The sequence below is a fragment of the Acinetobacter sp. CAU_H_29a_1 genome (assembly GCF_058599505.1).
Map to the genome: position 1 here is coordinate 2,315,099 of NZ_CM178655.1, position 18,742 is coordinate 2,333,840.

Genomic DNA, 18,742 nt, shown 5'->3' on the forward strand with positions numbered 1-18,742 from the left:
ATAAAGTAAAAAAAGCCCTATGTAGAGGGCCTTAAAAGCTAACGAATGTTATACGTTAAAACTTGGGCCATTCTTTAATGACCCATGTTTTTTTAACCACAAATAAAGATAAGTACTACCACTTATGACTATAAGAAACTTTTAACGTTGCTCCATTCGCTACTAAGTGACTTGTGTTGTCACCAGATCTTAGCAATTGGCTATAAAGTGGGTAATATTTTCGGTTAAACATATTTTCTAAACCAATAGTTACAATATCTTTTTTGTTAAGCGCAAAACTACTGATTAAGTCGGCCGTTGTATAAGATTTCACATCATAACGACCAAAACCGTTTACGCCATTCAACCTGTAGTCCTTCGCACCAAAGTAAGTTGCCTGTAGTCTATTCGTCCAAGTATCAGTTGGACTATAAGAGATGTAACCAGTCAATTTTAATGGTGGGATTCTGAAGCCCGTCATATCTTGTTCTTTATTCGTGTTTTGTGGAGTTTCACGACCTTTCATCCACGTTACACTCCCCCCAGTCCCCCAAACATTAACATCATCAATGTAGTCAATAGTTGCTTCAACACCAGAAACTTTCTCTTTTGTTCTAGCAAGAACCAATCCATTGTTAAAAGATTGGACACCTCCAAGGTCAGAGGTTGAATGGAATACGGCAAAACTAGATGAGATATTTTTAAAATCACCCTTCCAACCAAGCTCATAATTATCAACTTTTACAGGTTCTAAAAATGATGAAGCAAGGTTAAAACCGACTCCAGCATTACGTATAACTAAACCAACATCAGGAAGTTGAAAGCCTTGATTAAAAGAGCCGTATATCGAGTGTTGATCAGTTGGAGAGAAAGTAAGATTTGCATTATATAACCATGCATCAGCTTTAACTTTACCCCCTTGGACTGTATAAGGGTTTGGTTTACCTAACTGAGATAATGGGATGAAACTATCGATTTCAGCGTAACTATCTTCATAACGAGTTCCAATCTCAGCAGCCCATTGGTCATTAAATTGATGCTTAAATTGAACAAATCCGCCAAGACTTTGAGTTGTGAGCTCAGGCAAATAAATAAGATTCCCAATTTTAACAAACTCTAGACCACCAGACTGATCATAAATTTGAGGGTCAAAAATATCCAAGGGCATCTCGCTCTTTTCACGACTAAAGTCACCGCCCCAAACTACAGTTGTATCACCCAAGAATTCAAGTGGAGTCGAGACTGTTAAGCGACTACCTAGGACATTATTTTCTTGGTAAATTTGATCGACTTGTTTTCCACGATTTGCATTACCACGCGCATCAAATGGTGAGAAGCGAGTAAAGAAGTCTCGATAGTAAAGTTGTGCATCAACTTTATTTCCTAATAAATCTTTATTGATATAGGTCAAATTATAGATTTGATTTTCATTTTTATTTTGATCTTTTAATTTTAAACCTTTAATTGCTTGAGCAGGTACACTACCAAGAGGATATTTTTTTGTGCTCGTATCAGCTGCATAATCAGAATCTTGTTCTGCATTATAGTAATTCGCCGCAAGCTGTAGGTATTGATTGTCATCAATATGATAGCCAATTTTACCCCCGATGCTATAGGCATCAGCATCATAAAGATCACCTTGACTGGGTTCTGGAGCAACTCTATCACCACTGGCATCATATGGACTACCAATACGTTGATAGCCAAAGTCCAATGCATAGTCAAAATTATCCAAGCTTCCCGTAAAATATTGGTGAATATCCCCACTTAATGCATCTGTACGGAAATTAGTTAAAGGGCTTTGTAAGCCAATAACAGTTTTAGCTGTAGGTTCTCCACCAGCAGCTTTAGTTGTTATAGATATAATCCCGCCTGCTGCACCACTACCGTAAATGGCGTTGCTTCCTCGAATAACTTCAATATTTTGAATACTTTCCGGATCAATAGAAGAAAGACCTCTAGAAGTATCACGCGTTAAATTCATCGGAACACCATCAACTAAGATAAGTGCATTTCGCCCACGTAATGTTTGTCCATAATCTGTAATTGTACGACTTGAATCAGATAAGCCAGGCACAGCTTTTGCTAAAACAGTTGCAATATTCCCTGAAGAACCATTTTTTAAAAGTTCAATTTGCTTTTCATCTATTTTTGTTGTTTGTTTGGATTTTTCTTGTACTCCATCAGCACGTGATGCTGTGAATGTCATTGTTTCTAGCTGTTGCACAGTGTTTTCTGATGGAGAAACCTTTTCTGAGTTCTCTGCAAAACTCGAATTAGAAATGAAAATTACCCCTGTTGTTGCCAATATTGGGAAAAGTTTTTTAGACATAGATATTGAAGAGGGCTTTTTCATAATTTGCAAATAGTAATAAGAATTTTTATCAAAATAATTCTTGTTTACTTTATAGTCAATTTTTTTATCAAATAACTTTAAATTATTTATTGTAAATAAATAATTTAAAGAAAAAAATATTCAGCTATTTTGATACGTAATTTTCTAATATTGAAGTAACTACCCTGATTTACTTTCTTCAATTTCAAATATCGAAAACGATTTATAAGAAAGCAGATGCTTTTGCTTAAATGAATCGGCAATGAGTAAACTCTACATCTCAAAAAACAGTTTAATTCACCTTTTTTTATTAAATTTTACAAATAAATTTAGTAGGCAAATGGTAGGCTGAAAACGTTAAAAAGTAGGCATATGGTAGGCACATTATTTATACTTCAGAGGTGGTCCCACATGTTTGAACAACTAAAAGCTTATTTATAAGTGATACTCTGCTCTAGTTAAGCTACCTTATTTTGTTGTGGTAGCTGGTCATAGTAAAACTCATCTGGAGTCATTTTGTCCAGACTCGAATGAGGTCGTTTCAAATTATAAAATTCAAAATATGCGTTTAATTGCTTCTTCGCATCCAAAACATTGCTGTAGGCTTTGAGATACACCTCTTCATATTTAACGCTCCGCCATAATCGTTCAACCATCACATTATCAACCCATCGACCTTTACCATCCATACTGATTTGAATGCCATTTGATTTCAATACATCAATAAATGCATCACTGGTAAACTGACTGCCTTGGTCTGTATTAAATATTTCAGGTCGACCATATTTTTCAATAGCTTCATTTAATGTTTCTATGCAAAATGTAACCTCCATACTAATCGATACTCTATGCGCAAGTACCTTGCGGCTATGCCAATCAATCACAGCACATAAATAAACAAAGCCTTTTGCCATAGGGATATACGTTATATCCGTAGACCACACTTGATTACTGCGCTGAATAGCCAATCCTTTGAGCAGATATGGATATTTGCGGTGAGCTTGATTAGCCTGGCTTAAATTTGGTTTGCAATATAACGCATTAATGCCCATTTTCTTCATTAAAGTACGTGTATGACGTCGTCCTATATGATGTCCTTGACGATTCAACAAATCACGCATCATCCGGCTACCTGCAAAAGGGTATTGCATATGTAACTCATCCATACACCGCATCAGCTTCAGATCTGATGCACTCACAGGTTTTGGGCGATAGTAATAACAACCACGGGAGACTTTCAGCAGCTGAGCTTGCTTAGATACTGAAATCTGAAGTGAGTCATCGATTAACTTTTGTGGTTGAAGCGGCCCAGTTTCTTCAACACACCTTCTAAAAAATCAATTTCTAATGCCTGCTCACCGATTTTTGCATGTAGTTTTTTTAGATCGATGGGTGGTTCTGTTGGAGCTTTTGATTGATCGAAAGCTTGCGAGGAAGCTGAAATCAGTTGATTTTTCCAGTCGATAATTTGGTTTTGATGAACATCAAATTCAGCACTCAATTCAGCAAGTGTTTTTTCTGCTTTAATCGCAGCAAGTGCTACCTTAGCTTTAAAATCATTTGAATGATTTCTTCTTGGTCTACGTGCCATAAAATACTCCATATATTGATGTTTATAACATCATTTGGGGAGCAAAATATCACTTATAAGTGTTGTTCAAATTTCCTGATCCACCTCTCTTCTGAACAATATGGTATTTTTTCATAGAGTTTTGTATTTTATTTTTTAAATACAAATATTTATTTCACCTTATTATATATTTAAACTCTGTTTAATATTGTCTCATCTCGCCAAAAACAAGATTTCCCTTTAAATAACGCTTTTATTGGACTATTAAATCTTTATCGAACCATCTTTCGACTTCATTTGTCCATAAAACAAAGCTAACCAGCCCTCAATTTTTAAGAGTTTCAAAACGAAAAACCTGACTTAGCTGAATGCTGCATCAGGTTCATTCACATGATTTAATTTTTTAGCAAATCGATCCAATAATATGCTCTGCGTGACAAGTCACTCCCTGCTGAGCTATCAACTGAATTACCCCACTTTGATGTGCAAGTACAGGAACTTCCATTTTCATGGCCTCCATAATCGCAACCACTTGCCCCTCTACGACCTGCTCCCCGTTTTCTACTTTCCAAGCGCTAATTACGCCATTGATTGGTGCAAGTAAGTGTTCAACACTCACTGCTGTTTCTGTAGCTGGTTGGTCTTGAGCAGTGATTGTAGGATTTTGTGCAAACATGCCCGCAGGTAAGCCTAAACGATGTAATTTCCCATCAATTTCAATATAGCTGAGTAACATCGGCTGTTGATGATTCGGAATACTGCGTTTCGTTGGCTTTAAGTCCTGTTTAAAATCATTTTCAATCCAACGAGTATGGACACCAAATGTGTCGGTAAAATCAGTTTCATTTAATACTGCACGGTGAAAGTCTAAAACCGACGCAACCCCTTCAATTTTAAATTGCTTCAGCGCACGTTTAGCGCGGGCAATCGCAACCTCACGTGTTGGACCTGTGATAATCAGTTTGGCCATGAGTGAATCAAAATGACTCGACACCAAAGAGCCTGTACGAACACCTGTGTCTACGCGTACGCCCTGACCAAACGGGGCTTCAAATAAATTCAATACACCAAATGCAGGAATGAAGCCACGAGCAGGGTCTTCAGCATTGATACGAAACTCAATGGCATGCCCTTGCACTTTCGGGGTTTCTTTGATTGAAAGTTCATGGCCTTGAGCCACACGAATTTGCTCAACTACCAAATCGACATTGGCCGTTTCTTCCGTGACAGGATGTTCCACCTGCAAGCGGGTATTAACCTCTAAAAATGAAAGCTTTCCATCACGGCTCAGCAAATATTCAACAGTACCCGCACCGACATAGTTGGCTGCATGACAGATATTTTTGGCTGAAGTTAAAATTTCTTCATAAATTGCATCACTGATAAAAGGCGCTGGCGCTTCTTCAACAAGCTTCTGATTACGACGTTGTAGCGAACAGTCACGTGTACCTAAAACCACTACATTGCCATGTTGATCGGCAATCACTTGCGCTTCGACATGGCGAGGTTGATCTAAGTATTGCTCAACAAAACACTCACCGCGGCCAAAAGCGGCTTGTGCTTCACGTACAGCCGAATCATACAGCTCTTTTACATCTTCCAGTTTCCAAACGACTTTTAAACCGCGACCACCACCGCCAAATGCGGCTTTAATCGCAATAGGTAAACCAAACTGCTTTGCAAACTCGAGGGCTTCATCAGCATTATTTAAGGGGTCTTGTGTACCTTGAACTAAAGGTGCACCCACTGAAGCAGCTATCTTACGTGCTTCAATTTTATCACCCAACTTTTCAATGGCACTGGGTGACGGCCCGACCCACTTTAAGCCTGCATCAATTACGGCCTGCGCAAATTCAGCACGTTCAGATAAAAAACCATAACCTGGATGCACCATGGTCGCCTTGGATTTTTTAGCAACCTCAAGAATGGCTGGAATATTCAAATAAGTTTCACGTGCCGTTGCACCGGCCAAACCCCATGCTTCATCCGCCAGTTCGACATGCATACTGTCCATATCGTCATCGGCATATAACGCAACTGAGCTAATACCCATATCACGGCAAGCATGAATAATACGAACGGCAATTTCACCACGGTTTGCAATTAATAATTTTTCAGTAGTCATCATTCATTCTCAAAATCTGTAAATTCGTTCATTTTTTTAAATTTGATTTGGCACCCTGCTGGAATCTGTGCCACCAAGTCCCAATGGTGCTTTGCCACAGCCGCAATGACGGGGTAGCCACCAGTTAAAGGATGGTCATTCATAAACAATACAGGCTGTCCACTGGGTGGAATCTGCAAGGCACCAATGCAAGTTCCCTCACTTTCCAACTCATGGGTAATTTTTCGTTGCAATGGTTGTTCACCTGAAAGCCTCAGTCCAACCCGATTGCTTTCATTGGTCACAAGCCAAGCTTGCTGACATAAGCGCTCAATGCTCTCTGCTTCAAACCAATCCGTTCGCGGTCCCATTACAATGTCGAGCTCAACCACATCGCCGACTTTGGGCAAGTTCAATTTCACAATTTCAGTAATACTGATATTTGAAACTTCAACCTGTCCTTGATAAACCGTATCCCCCATTTTTAGAGGCTCTGGTCCTAATACGGCCAAACTATCAAAAGAAGCACTCTTCAGCACAGGCTGCACATCGATACCACCACGAATCGCCAGATAATTTCTTAGCCCTGCCGTCGGTGCTTGAATCTGAAATTCATCACCTTCATCAAGTGCAATCGCTTGATAACTCTCAAAGTCAGCCTTTTGGCCATCACTAAATTTCACGTGGATGTTTGAAATTGCTCCCGTAACCGAAATGACTGCGGACTGATGCATTTTGGCTTTCAAACCACCATTTAAAACTTCAATCACAGGTGTCGGAGTTGGGTTACCAACAATTCGATTTGCACTGTGCATCGCCGATACATCCATCGCCCCTGCAACACCAACCCCTATCTTGGTCTGGTTAAAACGCCCTTCATCTTGAATCAGCATCTGTAGGCTCGGTGCAGTTACCGTAAACAAAGGCATGGATTGTTTGGGCTCAACTATACGAGTGACTTGCTGTGCTACGCTAACCGTAGTCGGTTGATGTGTGACATCTTCAAAATGTACCGTCATCCCCGGTAACAATAGCGCTGGATTTTTACGCTCCAGATCCCACATTTTTTCAGCAGTCGTACCGATCAACTGCCAGCCCCCCGGACTGTCTTTCGGGTAAATCCCTGAATATTGTCCTGCCAGTCCCAAAGAACCCGACGGTATTTTTTTACGTGGCACAGCTAAGCGAGGAATATCTGTAAATGGTCGATCGGGACTGCTCATATAAGCAAAGCCCGGTGCAAAGCCAATAAAAGCCACATTCCAAACACTTTGACGATGCTTCAAGATAACTTCAGCAATTGAAAGCCCTTGTAACTCTGCAACTTGAGCAAGATCTTCGCCCGTATAGCAGATAGGAATAATCAATTCTTGGACATTACGCTCACCGCCTGAACCAATTTTTACAGTCTGAATCGAAGTAACCAGTGTTTTAAAGGTGGTCTCAATTTCATTAAAAAATACCAAAATCGTTTTTGCAGCAGGGACTAAGTCTTTAATTCCATTCAATTGCATCGTGTGCAATTTATTGTACAACGCCAATGTTTCCTCTAAGCTGGCAAGCTCTATAAGAAAACAATCCGCGTTTACCGATAAAAAACGCATATGCCTATCCTTTTAAGTATTCTTTGGTCCCGCTTAAGCTATCCATGCACGATCAGGAATGTCGGTAATCAACATATGACCGGGAGCATGGCTTATGGCAAAAGGAATTTTTGAGTTCATCACCGCTGCTTGCGGGGTGACACCACAAGCCCAAAATACTGGAATTTCCCCAGCCTCAATACGTGAAGCATCACCAAAGTCTGGCTGATTCACATCACGAATGCCTAAACCTTCAGGATGTCCAATATGTACAGGCGCACCATGCACACTTGGCATCCGTGCTGTAATTTTGACGGCATCCGCGATTTGATGGGATGGAATTGGGCGCATAGACACCACCATGTTGCCCGAAATACGCCCCGCAGGCTGACACTGAATATTACTCAAATACATCGGTACATTGGTCTGATCATGGATATGACGAACTTCAATACCTGCTTCTTGCAATGCGGTTTCAAAAGAAAAACTACAGCCAATTAGAAACGTCACCAAGTCAGGATGCGCATGATAAATGTCACTAGCATCCGTGACTTCATCGACCATTTCACCCTCTTTCCAGATGCGATAACGTGGAAAGTCAGTGCGTATATCTGAATTTTCTGCCAGTCTTGTGGCATAAACACCTTCCTCTAGCACGTCTAAAACAGGACAGCTTTGCGGATTGCGATGTGCATACAGTAGAAAATCATAAGCCCAATCTTTAGGTACCGAAATCATATTGACCTGCGTCATGCCCGCAGCCATACCCGCCGTTGGTTTGTCAAAGCCTGCACGGATTTTTAAACGTGCGGCTAAAGCGGCTTCAAGCTGCGCTGAATCGACTCGGATATCCTTATACATTGCGTACTTCCTGAGGCTTTAAGACAAAGGGACGAATTTCAATATGATGATTTAGCAGTTCAGCTTTAATCGCAGCCGACATCTCTAAAGCACCCGCGGTGTCACCATGTAAGCAAATCGTGTCCGCTTGAATCGGGGTAAATACACCATCAATCGAATCAACGCCGCCATTTTTCAACATAAACACCACACGGCGTGCCACCAAGGCTGAGTCATGTAAAACAGCCCCGTCCAAACGTCGTGAAACCAATGAGCCATCACTGTTATAAGCACGGTCTGCAAATGCCTCAGATACAACCTTTAAGCCTGCTGCACGTGCTTGCTCAACCAAGTGGGAACCTGCCAGTGCCACCAAAACCAGTTCTGGGTTATACATCTTGATGGCATCAATCACCGCAGCGGCCTGAGCGTGATCATGTGCAATGGTGTTATACAGTGCACCATGTGGTTTCACATATTGCACTTGAGAACCAGCCACTTTGGCTAAACCATCCAGTGCAGAAATTTGATACAACACATCGGCAATCAGCTCATCACGTGACACATCCATATTGCGACGACCAAAACCGACGAGGTCTGGATAAGATACATGCGCGCCAATCGTGACATTTAATTCAACAGCCTTACGCAGTGTTTTTAAAATCCCCAGTGGATCTCCTGCATGAAAGCCACATGCAATGTTGGCACTTGTCACTACGGGTAGAATTTGATCATCATTACCCATTTTCCAAGAACCAAAACTTTCACCTAAGTCACTATTTAAATCTACATACATGGCTCAATTCCTTTATCACTTCACCGTCGTCTGGCTTAAAGTTTGGTTAAATAATTAAAGACTGTAGTAAAGGACATATAGCCCATCCACCATGTCAACATACACGTGAGTACACCCAAAATAAGTAACCATTTTGGATAGTTATAATTCCCCATCATATCTTTACGGCAAGCGGCAACATAAACAAAAATAGTTAAACCAATCGGCAGTACCAAACCATTAAAGCCACCAACGAATATCAATAATCCAGCAGGGGTTGCGCCCAGTACGACATACAGTAATAAAGCTAAAGAGATAAATGTAATGGTGGTGTAGTTGGTTTGCTTTGGACTGAGGTTTTTCTTAAATGCGGTAAAGAATGAAACCGAAGTATAAGCGGCGCCAATGGTACTACTGATCCCTGCTGCCCAGAAAATTAGACCAAATAATTTATAACCAAAAGTTCCTGCGGCATATTGAAAAGCTTGCGCTGCGGGATTGGCATCATGGCTGGCTAAATCAATACTTGCGCCACTTACCACCACACCCAAGAAAGCTAAAAACAGCACATAACGCATGATGCCTACAACCACAATACCTTTGGTTGCGGCTCTTGCAACTTCATCAATATTTTCAGGGCCAACCGCACCTTTATCCAGTAAACGATGGGCGCCTGCATAGCAGATATAGCCGCCGACCGTTCCACCAACAATCGTGGTGATGATGGCAAAATCAATCTGGTCGGGTGCAAACGTTTGATGAACAGCTTGGCCCACAGGTGGCATCACAATGACGGCAACAATGATAATCAAGATGATTTTGAGCAACCCCAAAACGATCATGCTTTTATCCATGGCCAGCGTGGCTTTTCTTGAAGCAAAAATTAAAATGGCCAAAGCACCACTTAAAATGCCGCCCCATTTGGTGTCCAAACCAAATAAGGCATTGAGACCTAAAGCCGCACCTGCAATATTACCAATACTGAAGAAAAAGCCACCCAAAATGACCAGAAAAGCCAGTAAGTAACCACTGCCCGGCAAGGCTTTATTGGCAATATCCGAGGCACGCATTTGCGTTAGCGTTACGACACGCCAAATGTTTTGCTGAACCACATAATCAATCAAAATAGACACGAGAATGGCAAAGCCAAACGCCGCACCCAATTTCACAGTAAAGACCGCAGTTTGAGTGAGAAAACCAGGTCCCATGGCGGAGGTTGCCATCATGAAGATTGAAGCAACAATGGCCCATTGGCGATCTGATAAAAAAGAAGATTTTAATAAAGACATATTTAATGCGTTCCTCGTCCATTTGAGCTTAATAACGCTATTTTCAAGTTGAACCAAGAACATCATTTTGTTTGCAAATTCTGTTCTTAAATCCCTTTAACTGACAAAGATTCCCTGTTGCCCAACCAAAGCCATGGCGGATCAAATCTTCTATTTGAAATAAGAACATAGGCAAACGCGATGAACAATACGACTTTTTACATCCATTATTAAAACTAAATAACTGTATTTTATTATTTTTTATTTATTAAAAGTCTAATGATAAATTTTACTTATCACACACGATAAGCTGCTTTTATAGTTTTTCAAACAAATTACGTTTTGAGATAAAGAAACGTCGCTTGTCAAAAAAACTGCGTACGCCTCAATTATTTTTTAATTTTCTCAAGCAGTCTTTTCATTGCACTTTCAGAAACAGTGACTGCGACATCGGTTAATTTCTCTTTCAAGGCAGCATCATTTCCTTGCATATAAATCGAGGTGAAATGAAAGGTTTTGAGCTGGATCGGGGTATTTAAAATCTCTAAACGACCATCGGTAATTTCCTTTAAGGCCGTTAAGGTCGGCACAACGGCGATCCCCAAACCTTGCTCCGCAAGACGCAATAAGGTCGCAAGCGAATAACTGGTAATTGAAAGCGGCTCATCCAGTGCCTGTTCTTTCATTCTGGCCTTGAGTTCTTTATAGGGATAGGTAATTTTCGGGTAGGTTAAAATGGTATGAGACATCAATGCCTTAAACGACATTTGCCCTACACCACCTTTAAAAGATGGAGCTGCCAAGAAGCTCAGCTCAAAGTCACACAGCGCCTGCTCTACACACTCAAAAGCCAAAGTCGGGCCCAGCAAAAAGGCCATGTCCAAATCCCCGGTACGCACACCTTCTTGCAAATTTGGGGTTAAATCCACCACAATTTCCACAGAAACTTTAGGAAACTCTTTTTGTACTTTTTCGATATATTCAACCAACCACGTATAAACGATGGTCTCGGAAACACCTAAACGAATTGTTCCTGTGAGGTGTTGGTTTTCAGTCAGCTCAGCCACCAAATCGGTTTCCAAACGCATAAACTTTTCAGCATATTTAAACAGGGTCATGCCTTTATGAGTCGGTTTAAGCTGTCGAAAGCTGCGATCGAGAACTTTAAAACCTAGATTATTTTCAAGAGAGGTGATTTTTTGTGAAACGGCAGGCTGAGTCGTTTGTAATTTTGTGGCAGCCTTATTGAAACTATTTAAAGTCACAACCCAATAAAATGCTTCTAGATTTTTTAAATTCACCCTGAACCCTGCCTTTACTCCATCCGGCTTATAGTACGGCAGTTGCCACTATTTTTTAAGTTCCTGTTTTATATAATTTCAAAATGACTCACAAGATGACGCTCATTCAAGCGCTATGCATTGCCCAAATACATCAATTTTGCGTCTTTTACAACCTTACTCGGTCTAACCGGATCAAGGCTCTTTAAATCAAGTTGAATCAAAAAAAGACGCTTGTAAAATCAATATTTATTCGCGCTGCGCTTCATTCCATCACGAATTATCATAAAAAAAGCACCTTTGTTGAAAAGATGCTTTTTTAAAAACTCAACTTAAAAAGAGACCGTAAAAATCTAAAAGCGCTTATTTACTCTTTTGTAGACGTAAAGCATTTAAGACTACGGACAATGAGCTCAATGACATCGCCACCGCAGCGAACATTGGGGTGAGTAATAACCCTGTTAATGGATAGAAAATTCCTGCTGCCACAGGTACACCCAAACCGTTATACACAAAGGAAAAAGCAAGGTTCTGTTTCATATTCCGCACACCCAGTTTCGCCATATGTAGCGCATCGGCTGCACCACGAATATCACCTTTAACCAAGGTCACTTGCGCGGTTTGTTTTGCGATATCAGTTCCGTTGCCCATGGCAATTCCGACATTGGCTTGTGCCAAAGCAGGTGCATCGTTAATGCCATCTCCCGCCATCGCGACAATCTTACCTTGAGCCTGATATTTCTTCACGATCTCCAGTTTTTCAGTTGGTGTACAGTTGCCATAGACTTGTTGAATACCCAACTCCTTAGCCACCAACTGGGCATTTTGTTCGTGGTCACCTGTTGCCATCACCACTTCAACACCATCATCAATCAGCTGTTGAATGACTTGCTGCGCATTGGCCTTAATCGCATCGTGAATAGAAATATAAGCCAGCACTTCTTGGCTATTGCTTAAGAAACTGATCACATTGCCTGTCGTACGCTGCTGGTTCAACTGGCTTTGCAAAGTATCATCCAAAGTAATGCCGAGTTGCTCAAGCAGCTTTTGGCTACCAATATAGAGGGTTTGCTCGCCAATTTGCCCTTTGACGCCAAAACCAGTCACATCCTCAAAGTCTGCCACTTTAAGCAATTGCTGCGCTGGGACCAACTGTGTCAAAGTCTGGGCAATCGGATGACTAGAATACTGCTCAATCGAGGCAATCCACTGTTCCACTTGCGCTTGTTCCACATTTGGGCTGAGCAACTGAATTTCTTTAAGGCTTGGTTTACCTTCCGTCAGAGTCCCTGTTTTATCGACAATCAGCGTATTCACTTTACTTAAAGCTTCAATTGCCTCTGCATCTTTAAACAGTACCCCTTTTTGTGCCGCGCGCCCTGTCGTGGCCATTACTGACATTGGCGTCGCTAAACCCAGCGCACATGGGCAGGCAATAATCAGGACCGCCACCGCACACATCAGTGCCAGATCAAATTGCGCCCCACCAAACACCATCCAAGCGGCAAAGGTCAACACACTAATCAATAGCACAATGATGACAAAGTACTTGGCAAACACATCGGCCAAACGTTGTAACGGTGCTTTAGAACGCTGTGCTTCTGCTACCGTTTGAATCATTTTCGCCAAAGTGGTATTCGCCCCGACCGCCGTAGTTTGAATACGAATACTGCCTTGTTGATTGACCGTCCCGCCGATCACCGTGTCATGCACTTGCTTTTTCACAGGCACAGGTTCACCGGTCATCATGGCTTCATCGACATAGGTTTTGCCTTCAACCACCACACCATCTAGTGGGATCTGCTCGCCCGAGGAAATTTGTAAAATATCGCCTTGTTTGACCATACCAATATCAACTTCAACCACTTGATCATTTTGAACCAACTTGGCTGTGTTGGCTTGCAGTTTGAGTAAGGCTTTGAGTGAGTCTGCGGTCTTAGCACGCGCCTTTAACTCCATGATTTGACCGAGCAAACTTAAAGATACGATCATACAGGCTGCTTCAAAGTACACTGCAACGCCATGCCCAGTTTTGGCTTCCATTGGAATCACACTTGGGAAAATCGTTGCCACCACACTATAAATATAGGCCGCTAACACCCCAACACCAATCAGGCTCCACATATTTAAGTTGCGGGTTTTATACGAAGTCCAGCAACGTTCAATAAAGGGTTTACCTGCCCACAACACCACTGGGGTCGCGAGGACCAGCTCAATCCACGGCTGAATATGCGGTGAAATGAAACTGTGAATATGTGAACCCATCGCCAGTACAAACACGATCAACGTCAGTGGCAAGGTCATCCAAAAGCGATGGCTAAAGTCCACCAACTCTGGGTTGGGTGCATCATCTAAAGTCGGTTGCATCGGCTCGAGTGCCATACCACAAATCGGACACGTCCCCGGTCCCTTTTGTACAATTTCAGGGTCCATCGGACAGGTATAGTCCATATCCGCAGCCCCTTCAGGTACAGGACGCTGATCGGGTGGAATCAGATAAAACTCAGGATCCCCTTTAAACTTATCTAAGCAAGAAGGATTACAGAAATAATAAATCTGTTGCTGATAATCCGTTTTTAACTCTGTATTAGGATCGACTGACATACCACATACGGGGTCAATAAACTCAGCTGATCCAGATGGAGCAGTATGTTCATGCTTTCCTCCACCACAGCAACTTGCTTTGTTGTCTGATTCTGTTTGCGGCTTAGGCTCACAACAGGATGCTTTTTTCTCTGCCTCTTTCGGAGTTGAACCACAACAGCCCGCAGTAGAAGTAGACACCGATACTGCATCTTCAGTTTTTACATAAGCCTCTGGGGTTGCAATAAACTTTTGCAAACATTTTTCACTACAAAAATAGTAGTCCTGTCCCTGCCACTCGGTATGCGGTTTAGTTAAATCAGTTACAGTCATGCCACACACAGGGTCAATAAATGTGGTCTTCTCTGCATCTGACACAGGTTTTGATCCGCAACCACAACCTTTGGAAGTAACTACAGCACTTTCCTCTTTCCCCTGAGATGAAGCATCGCTTATATCTGTTTTGGATTGACTACAACAAACACTGGGCGCTCTTTCTGATGTTAAGTAAGCCTCTGGATTGGCCGAAAATTTCTTTAAACAGCCTGAGCAACAAAACAAATAACGAACTGATTGATGCTCATACACATGAGGAGAGTCCTCTGCGACCGTCATCCCACAGACAGGATCGATATTCACCACCATCGGCGCTAATTTCTGTTTGGAACAGCAAGACGTTTTGTGTTGCTCACTCATTCTGACTCACCTTTTATTTTTTGATTGTGTTAGCATAAAGTCTGTACCTAGGTACTGAGTCAAGCCTTTTGGAGATTATTTTATGCTCACTATCGGCAAACTGGCAAAACACTGTCAGGTGAATGTGGAAACCATTCGTTATTATCAACGGATTGGTCTGATGCGCATTCCTGAAACCACGCAAAACTATCGCTACTATAGTCAGCAAGATATTGAAACGTTGAGCTTTATACAAAAAGGCAAAGATGCGGGCTTACAGCTCAGCGAAATTCAAGATCTACTACATTTGCAACTGGATGATCGAGAAAAAGTCCGTGATGTGATTCAGCAACGACTGGAAAAAATTGATCAACGGATTCAAGAGCTGAATGCTTTGAAACAACGCCTTTCAAACTGGGTGGATGAATGTAAAACCACCACTGACAGTTGCTGCCCAATTTTGCAAGAACTGAAAAAAGGTTCAACGACTGCGCCATAAACAGATACCATCTTTTAAATTTGGCGCTCATTTTCACACTCACCTTTTCGATTCTCAGGACTGCGTTCACCATGTCGATTGAACTTGCCCAACTCAGAAAACAGCTTCGCAAACAACGCAGACAAGTTTCCGCCTATCAACAGCAGCAGTCCGAACTGCAAATTTTACAACGCCTAAGACGTGTGCCCGAATTCAAACATGCCACTCGCGTCGGGATCTACCTACATGCTTTTGGGGAAATTCAGACCCGTAAAATCATTGAATATTGTTTTCATCAAAAAAAAGCAGTGTATTTACCAATGATTTGCAATATGAATCAGCGCTTAGTGTGGGTCAAAGTTTCACGTCATCAATTTCAAAATAAACGCTTTTCCCATCATCCGCTGGGTATGCAAGAACCTATGGCAACACGTGGTCAGCATGTTTCACATTTAGACCTGCTACTCATACCCTTATTGGCGTGTGATCCTTATGGCACACGCATTGGCATGGGCGGAGGTTTTTACGACAAAACCTTGGCTTCTGCACGCTATCACCGTCCATTTCGTCTTGGTTTGGCTCATCACTTCCAGTTGGTGCCGCAGCGATTGATTCGAGAAACATGGGATCAGCCTTTAGATGGTCTGCTTACCCCTCAACAATATTTACGCTTCAAGCGCTAAAATTGACATTTTTGACTGTTGAGAATACTTAAAAATCACATGTTTAGTCATTTTTTATACAATTTATTTTGACCTACCCTTGTATTTTTTAAAATACCCATCACTATAAAAAACATGGCAACACCGTTGTCACTCATTAGGAGTGCCCATGTCTGAAATTATTATGAATCAAGAAACCTTAGAGCCTCAGGTTCCAAGTGTATTACCACTTTTAGCGTTACGTGATGTGGTGGTGTATCCACACATGCAAATCGCGCTATTTGTAGGTCGTGAAAAATCGATCAATGCAGTTGATGTGGCTCGTAACAGTGACAATCTAGTATTTGTGGTTGCTCAAAAAGATTCTCTTTCAGAAGAAATTGATCACGACAACTTATATCAATACGGTACTGTCGCGAAGATTGTGCAAGTTGTGAATCATGAAAATGATGAAAACTGTATAAAAGTATTAATTGAAGGCTTGCATCGTTCAAAGCTAGAAAAAATCATTGATGAAAATGATTATCTAACCGCAGAACATGCGCTTAGCCCAATGTCAGTCCACATTGACGAAACCACGCAAGAAACACGTGTGCAAGAATTACGTGCCCTATTTGCTCAATATGCTGAAGCAAAGCTGCGTAATGCACGTGAACTGATTGCTGCTGCGAACAAGATTGACGATTTACTCCAATTGTTATTCTTCGTAGCGACCCGTGTTCCACTGAATATTGATGTAAAGCAAAAATTCCTCGAACACGATGAGTTTGAAGCACATCTACAAGAACTGATGACGTATTTATTGCAGCAATCTGAAGAACAACAGATTGAGCAAACTCTACATGACTCAGTGAAGCGTCAAATGGAGAAAAATCAACGCGAATACTTCCTCAATGAAAAGATGAAGGTCATTCAGCGTGAGCTTTCTGACATGAATGGCGGCGCGGAAGATGACGTTGCTGAAATTGAAAAACGTCTTGCTGAAGCTGATTTGCCTGAACACGTGCGCAAAAAAGCAGAAAGCGAATTCCGTAAACTCAAAGCAATGCAACCTGCGTCTAGTGAAGCGGCTGTGGTGCGCAATTATATCGAGGCTATCTTAGACACGCCTTGGAATAAGGCCAGCAAAGTCAGCATTAACTTAAGCAAAGCGCAAGAAATTTTGGATACCGATCATTACGGCTTAGATGACGTGAAAGATCGTATTGTGGAATATCTCGCAGTTCAATCTCGCGTGAAAAAACTCAAAGGCCCAATCCTTTGTTTGGTTGGCCCTCCAGGTGTAGGTAAAACTTCACTGGGTGAATCGGTTGCGAAAGCGACAGGTCGTGAGTTTGTACGTATGGCACTCGGTGGTGTACGTGACGAAGCGGAAATCCGTGGTCACCGTCGTACTTATATCGGTGCGATGCCGGGTAAAATTGTGCAGTCTTTAACGAAGGTCGGCGTGAAGAACCCATTGTTCTTGCTCGACGAAATCGACAAGATGGCACAAGACTACCGTGGCGACCCTGCTTCTGCGTTGCTTGAAGTACTCGATCCATCACAGAACAGCAAGTTTAACGATCACTATTTAGATCTTGATCTGGACTTGTCTGAAGTGATGTTCATCTGTACTGCCAACAGCATGAATATTCCAGAAGCATTGCTTGACCGTATGGAAGTGATTCGTCTACCGGGGTATACCGAAGATGAAAAAGTCAATATTGCTGAGCGTTACCTTGTTCCGAAAGCAATGAAGAACAATGGTCTACGTGCGAAAGAATTGACTGTTCATGAAGAAGCAATTCGTGACATCGTACAACGTTATACACGTGAAGCTGGTGTGCGTAGCTTAGAGCGTGAAGTCTCTAAAATTGCTCGTAAAGTGGTAAAAGAAGCGGTCAGTAAAAAGGCGAAAAATCTGCAAGTCGACGTGACTTCGGCTAACCTTCCAGACTACTTAGGTCCACATAAGTTTGACTTTGGTATGGCGGAAGATGAAGCTCAAGTCGGTCGCGTCAACGGTTTAGCATGGACTTCAGTCGGTGGTGAGTTATTGACCATTGAAGTTGCAGCGGTCAAAGGTAAAGGTAAATTCATTACCACGGGTTCACTCGGCGATGTAATGAAAGAATCGATTACTGCTGCTATGACTGTCGTGCGTACCCGTGCAGATGAACTCGGTATTGATGCATCTCGCTTTGATGAAACAGATGTACACGTTCACTTACCCGAAGGTGCAACACCGAAAGATGGCCCTTCTGCAGGTTTAGCATTAACAACTGCATTGGTTTCTGCTTTCACAGGCATCCCAATTCGTCCGGATATTGCCATGACAGGTGAAACCAGTCTCGGTGGTCGTGCAATGCGCATTGGTGGCTTAAAAGAGAAACTTCTGGCTGCACACCGTGGTGGAATTAAGCTGGTCTTCATTCCTCAAGACAACGTCCGTGATTTATCTGAAATCCCAGACAATGTTAAAGAAGGTTTAGAGATTAAAGCGGTGAAATCGATTGATGAGATTTTACCACTGGCGTTGACCTCTATGCCTGAACCTTTGGTCAAAGCACCAATTGTGAAAGCTGTCGACGAAGGCAAAAAAGCTGCACGCCACTAATTCTGCATCTT

General features: G+C 42.0%; 11 protein-coding genes and 1 pseudogene. 3 read left to right on the forward strand and 9 right to left on the reverse strand.

Annotated elements, in window-relative coordinates; translation table 11 throughout:
• Positions 1 to 115: 115 nt before the first annotated feature.
• From AC4MDD_RS11520 to AC4MDD_RS11560, 9 genes and pseudogenes are all read right to left on the reverse strand, one after another.
• Positions 116 to 2,335, reverse strand: a complete 2,220-nt coding sequence (locus AC4MDD_RS11520; RefSeq protein ID WP_491881673.1) for a TonB-dependent receptor — start codon at positions 2,333 to 2,335, stop codon at positions 116 to 118.
• A gap of 437 nt (positions 2,336 to 2,772) precedes the next feature.
• A protein-coding gene (locus tag AC4MDD_RS11525) for an IS3 family transposase (RefSeq protein ID WP_223235881.1) occupies positions 2,773 to 3,905 on the reverse strand; the annotation gives its coding sequence in 2 pieces (ribosomal slippage) (positions 2,773 to 3,653 and positions 3,653 to 3,905; 1,134 coding nt in all).
• Positions 3,906 to 4,287: 382 nt separating this feature from the next.
• Positions 4,288 to 6,009: an acetyl/propionyl/methylcrotonyl-CoA carboxylase subunit alpha gene (locus AC4MDD_RS11530; RefSeq protein WP_491882614.1), complete on the reverse strand. Its 1,722-nt coding sequence runs from the start codon at positions 6,007 to 6,009 to the stop codon at positions 4,288 to 4,290.
• Positions 6,009 to 7,592, reverse strand: coding sequence for a 5-oxoprolinase subunit B/C family protein (locus AC4MDD_RS11535; protein WP_491881674.1), 1,584 nt, complete (start codon positions 7,590 to 7,592; stop codon positions 6,009 to 6,011). The genes AC4MDD_RS11530 and AC4MDD_RS11535 overlap by 1 nt, the downstream gene beginning before the upstream one ends.
• Before the next feature lie 33 nt (positions 7,593 to 7,625).
• Positions 7,626 to 8,432, reverse strand: a complete 807-nt coding sequence (locus AC4MDD_RS11540; RefSeq protein WP_491881675.1) for a putative hydro-lyase — start codon at positions 8,430 to 8,432, stop codon at positions 7,626 to 7,628.
• On the reverse strand, positions 8,425 to 9,207 hold the full coding sequence (locus tag AC4MDD_RS11545) for a LamB/YcsF family protein (protein WP_491881676.1): 783 nt from the start codon (positions 9,205 to 9,207) through the stop codon (positions 8,425 to 8,427). The genes AC4MDD_RS11540 and AC4MDD_RS11545 overlap by 8 nt, the downstream gene beginning before the upstream one ends.
• Positions 9,208 to 9,242: 35 nt before the next feature.
• Positions 9,243 to 10,497, reverse strand: a pseudogene (locus tag AC4MDD_RS11550) (NRAMP family divalent metal transporter).
• A gap of 346 nt (positions 10,498 to 10,843) precedes the next feature.
• The gene (gene mumR, locus AC4MDD_RS11555) at positions 10,844 to 11,755 is read right to left on the reverse strand and encodes a LysR family transcriptional regulator MumR (protein ID WP_491881677.1); all 912 of its coding nucleotides are present in this window, start codon (positions 11,753 to 11,755) and stop codon (positions 10,844 to 10,846) included.
• Positions 11,756 to 12,097: 342 nt separating this feature from the next.
• A complete protein-coding gene (locus AC4MDD_RS11560) occupies positions 12,098 to 15,013 on the reverse strand; it encodes a heavy metal translocating P-type ATPase (protein ID WP_004694276.1) in 2,916 nt (971 codons plus the stop codon).
• Positions 15,014 to 15,095: 82 nt separating this feature from the next.
• Here AC4MDD_RS11560 and AC4MDD_RS11565 point away from each other — a divergent pair, with 82 nt between their 5' ends.
• The 3 genes from AC4MDD_RS11565 to lon all read left to right on the forward strand — a co-directional run bounded on the left by AC4MDD_RS11565 (position 15,096) and on the right by lon (position 18,731).
• Entirely contained in the window at positions 15,096 to 15,491 is a 396-nt protein-coding gene (locus AC4MDD_RS11565) for a MerR family transcriptional regulator (RefSeq protein WP_205666915.1), read from the forward strand.
• 71 nt (positions 15,492 to 15,562) lie between these two features.
• Positions 15,563 to 16,153 (forward strand): 5-formyltetrahydrofolate cyclo-ligase, encoded by a 591-nt coding sequence (locus AC4MDD_RS11570; RefSeq protein ID WP_491881678.1) that lies wholly within the window; start codon positions 15,563 to 15,565, stop codon positions 16,151 to 16,153.
• 148 nt (positions 16,154 to 16,301) lie between these two features.
• Entirely contained in the window at positions 16,302 to 18,731 is a 2,430-nt protein-coding gene (lon, locus tag AC4MDD_RS11575; protein WP_491881679.1) for an endopeptidase La, read from the forward strand.
• Positions 18,732 to 18,742: the final 11 nt, after the last annotated feature.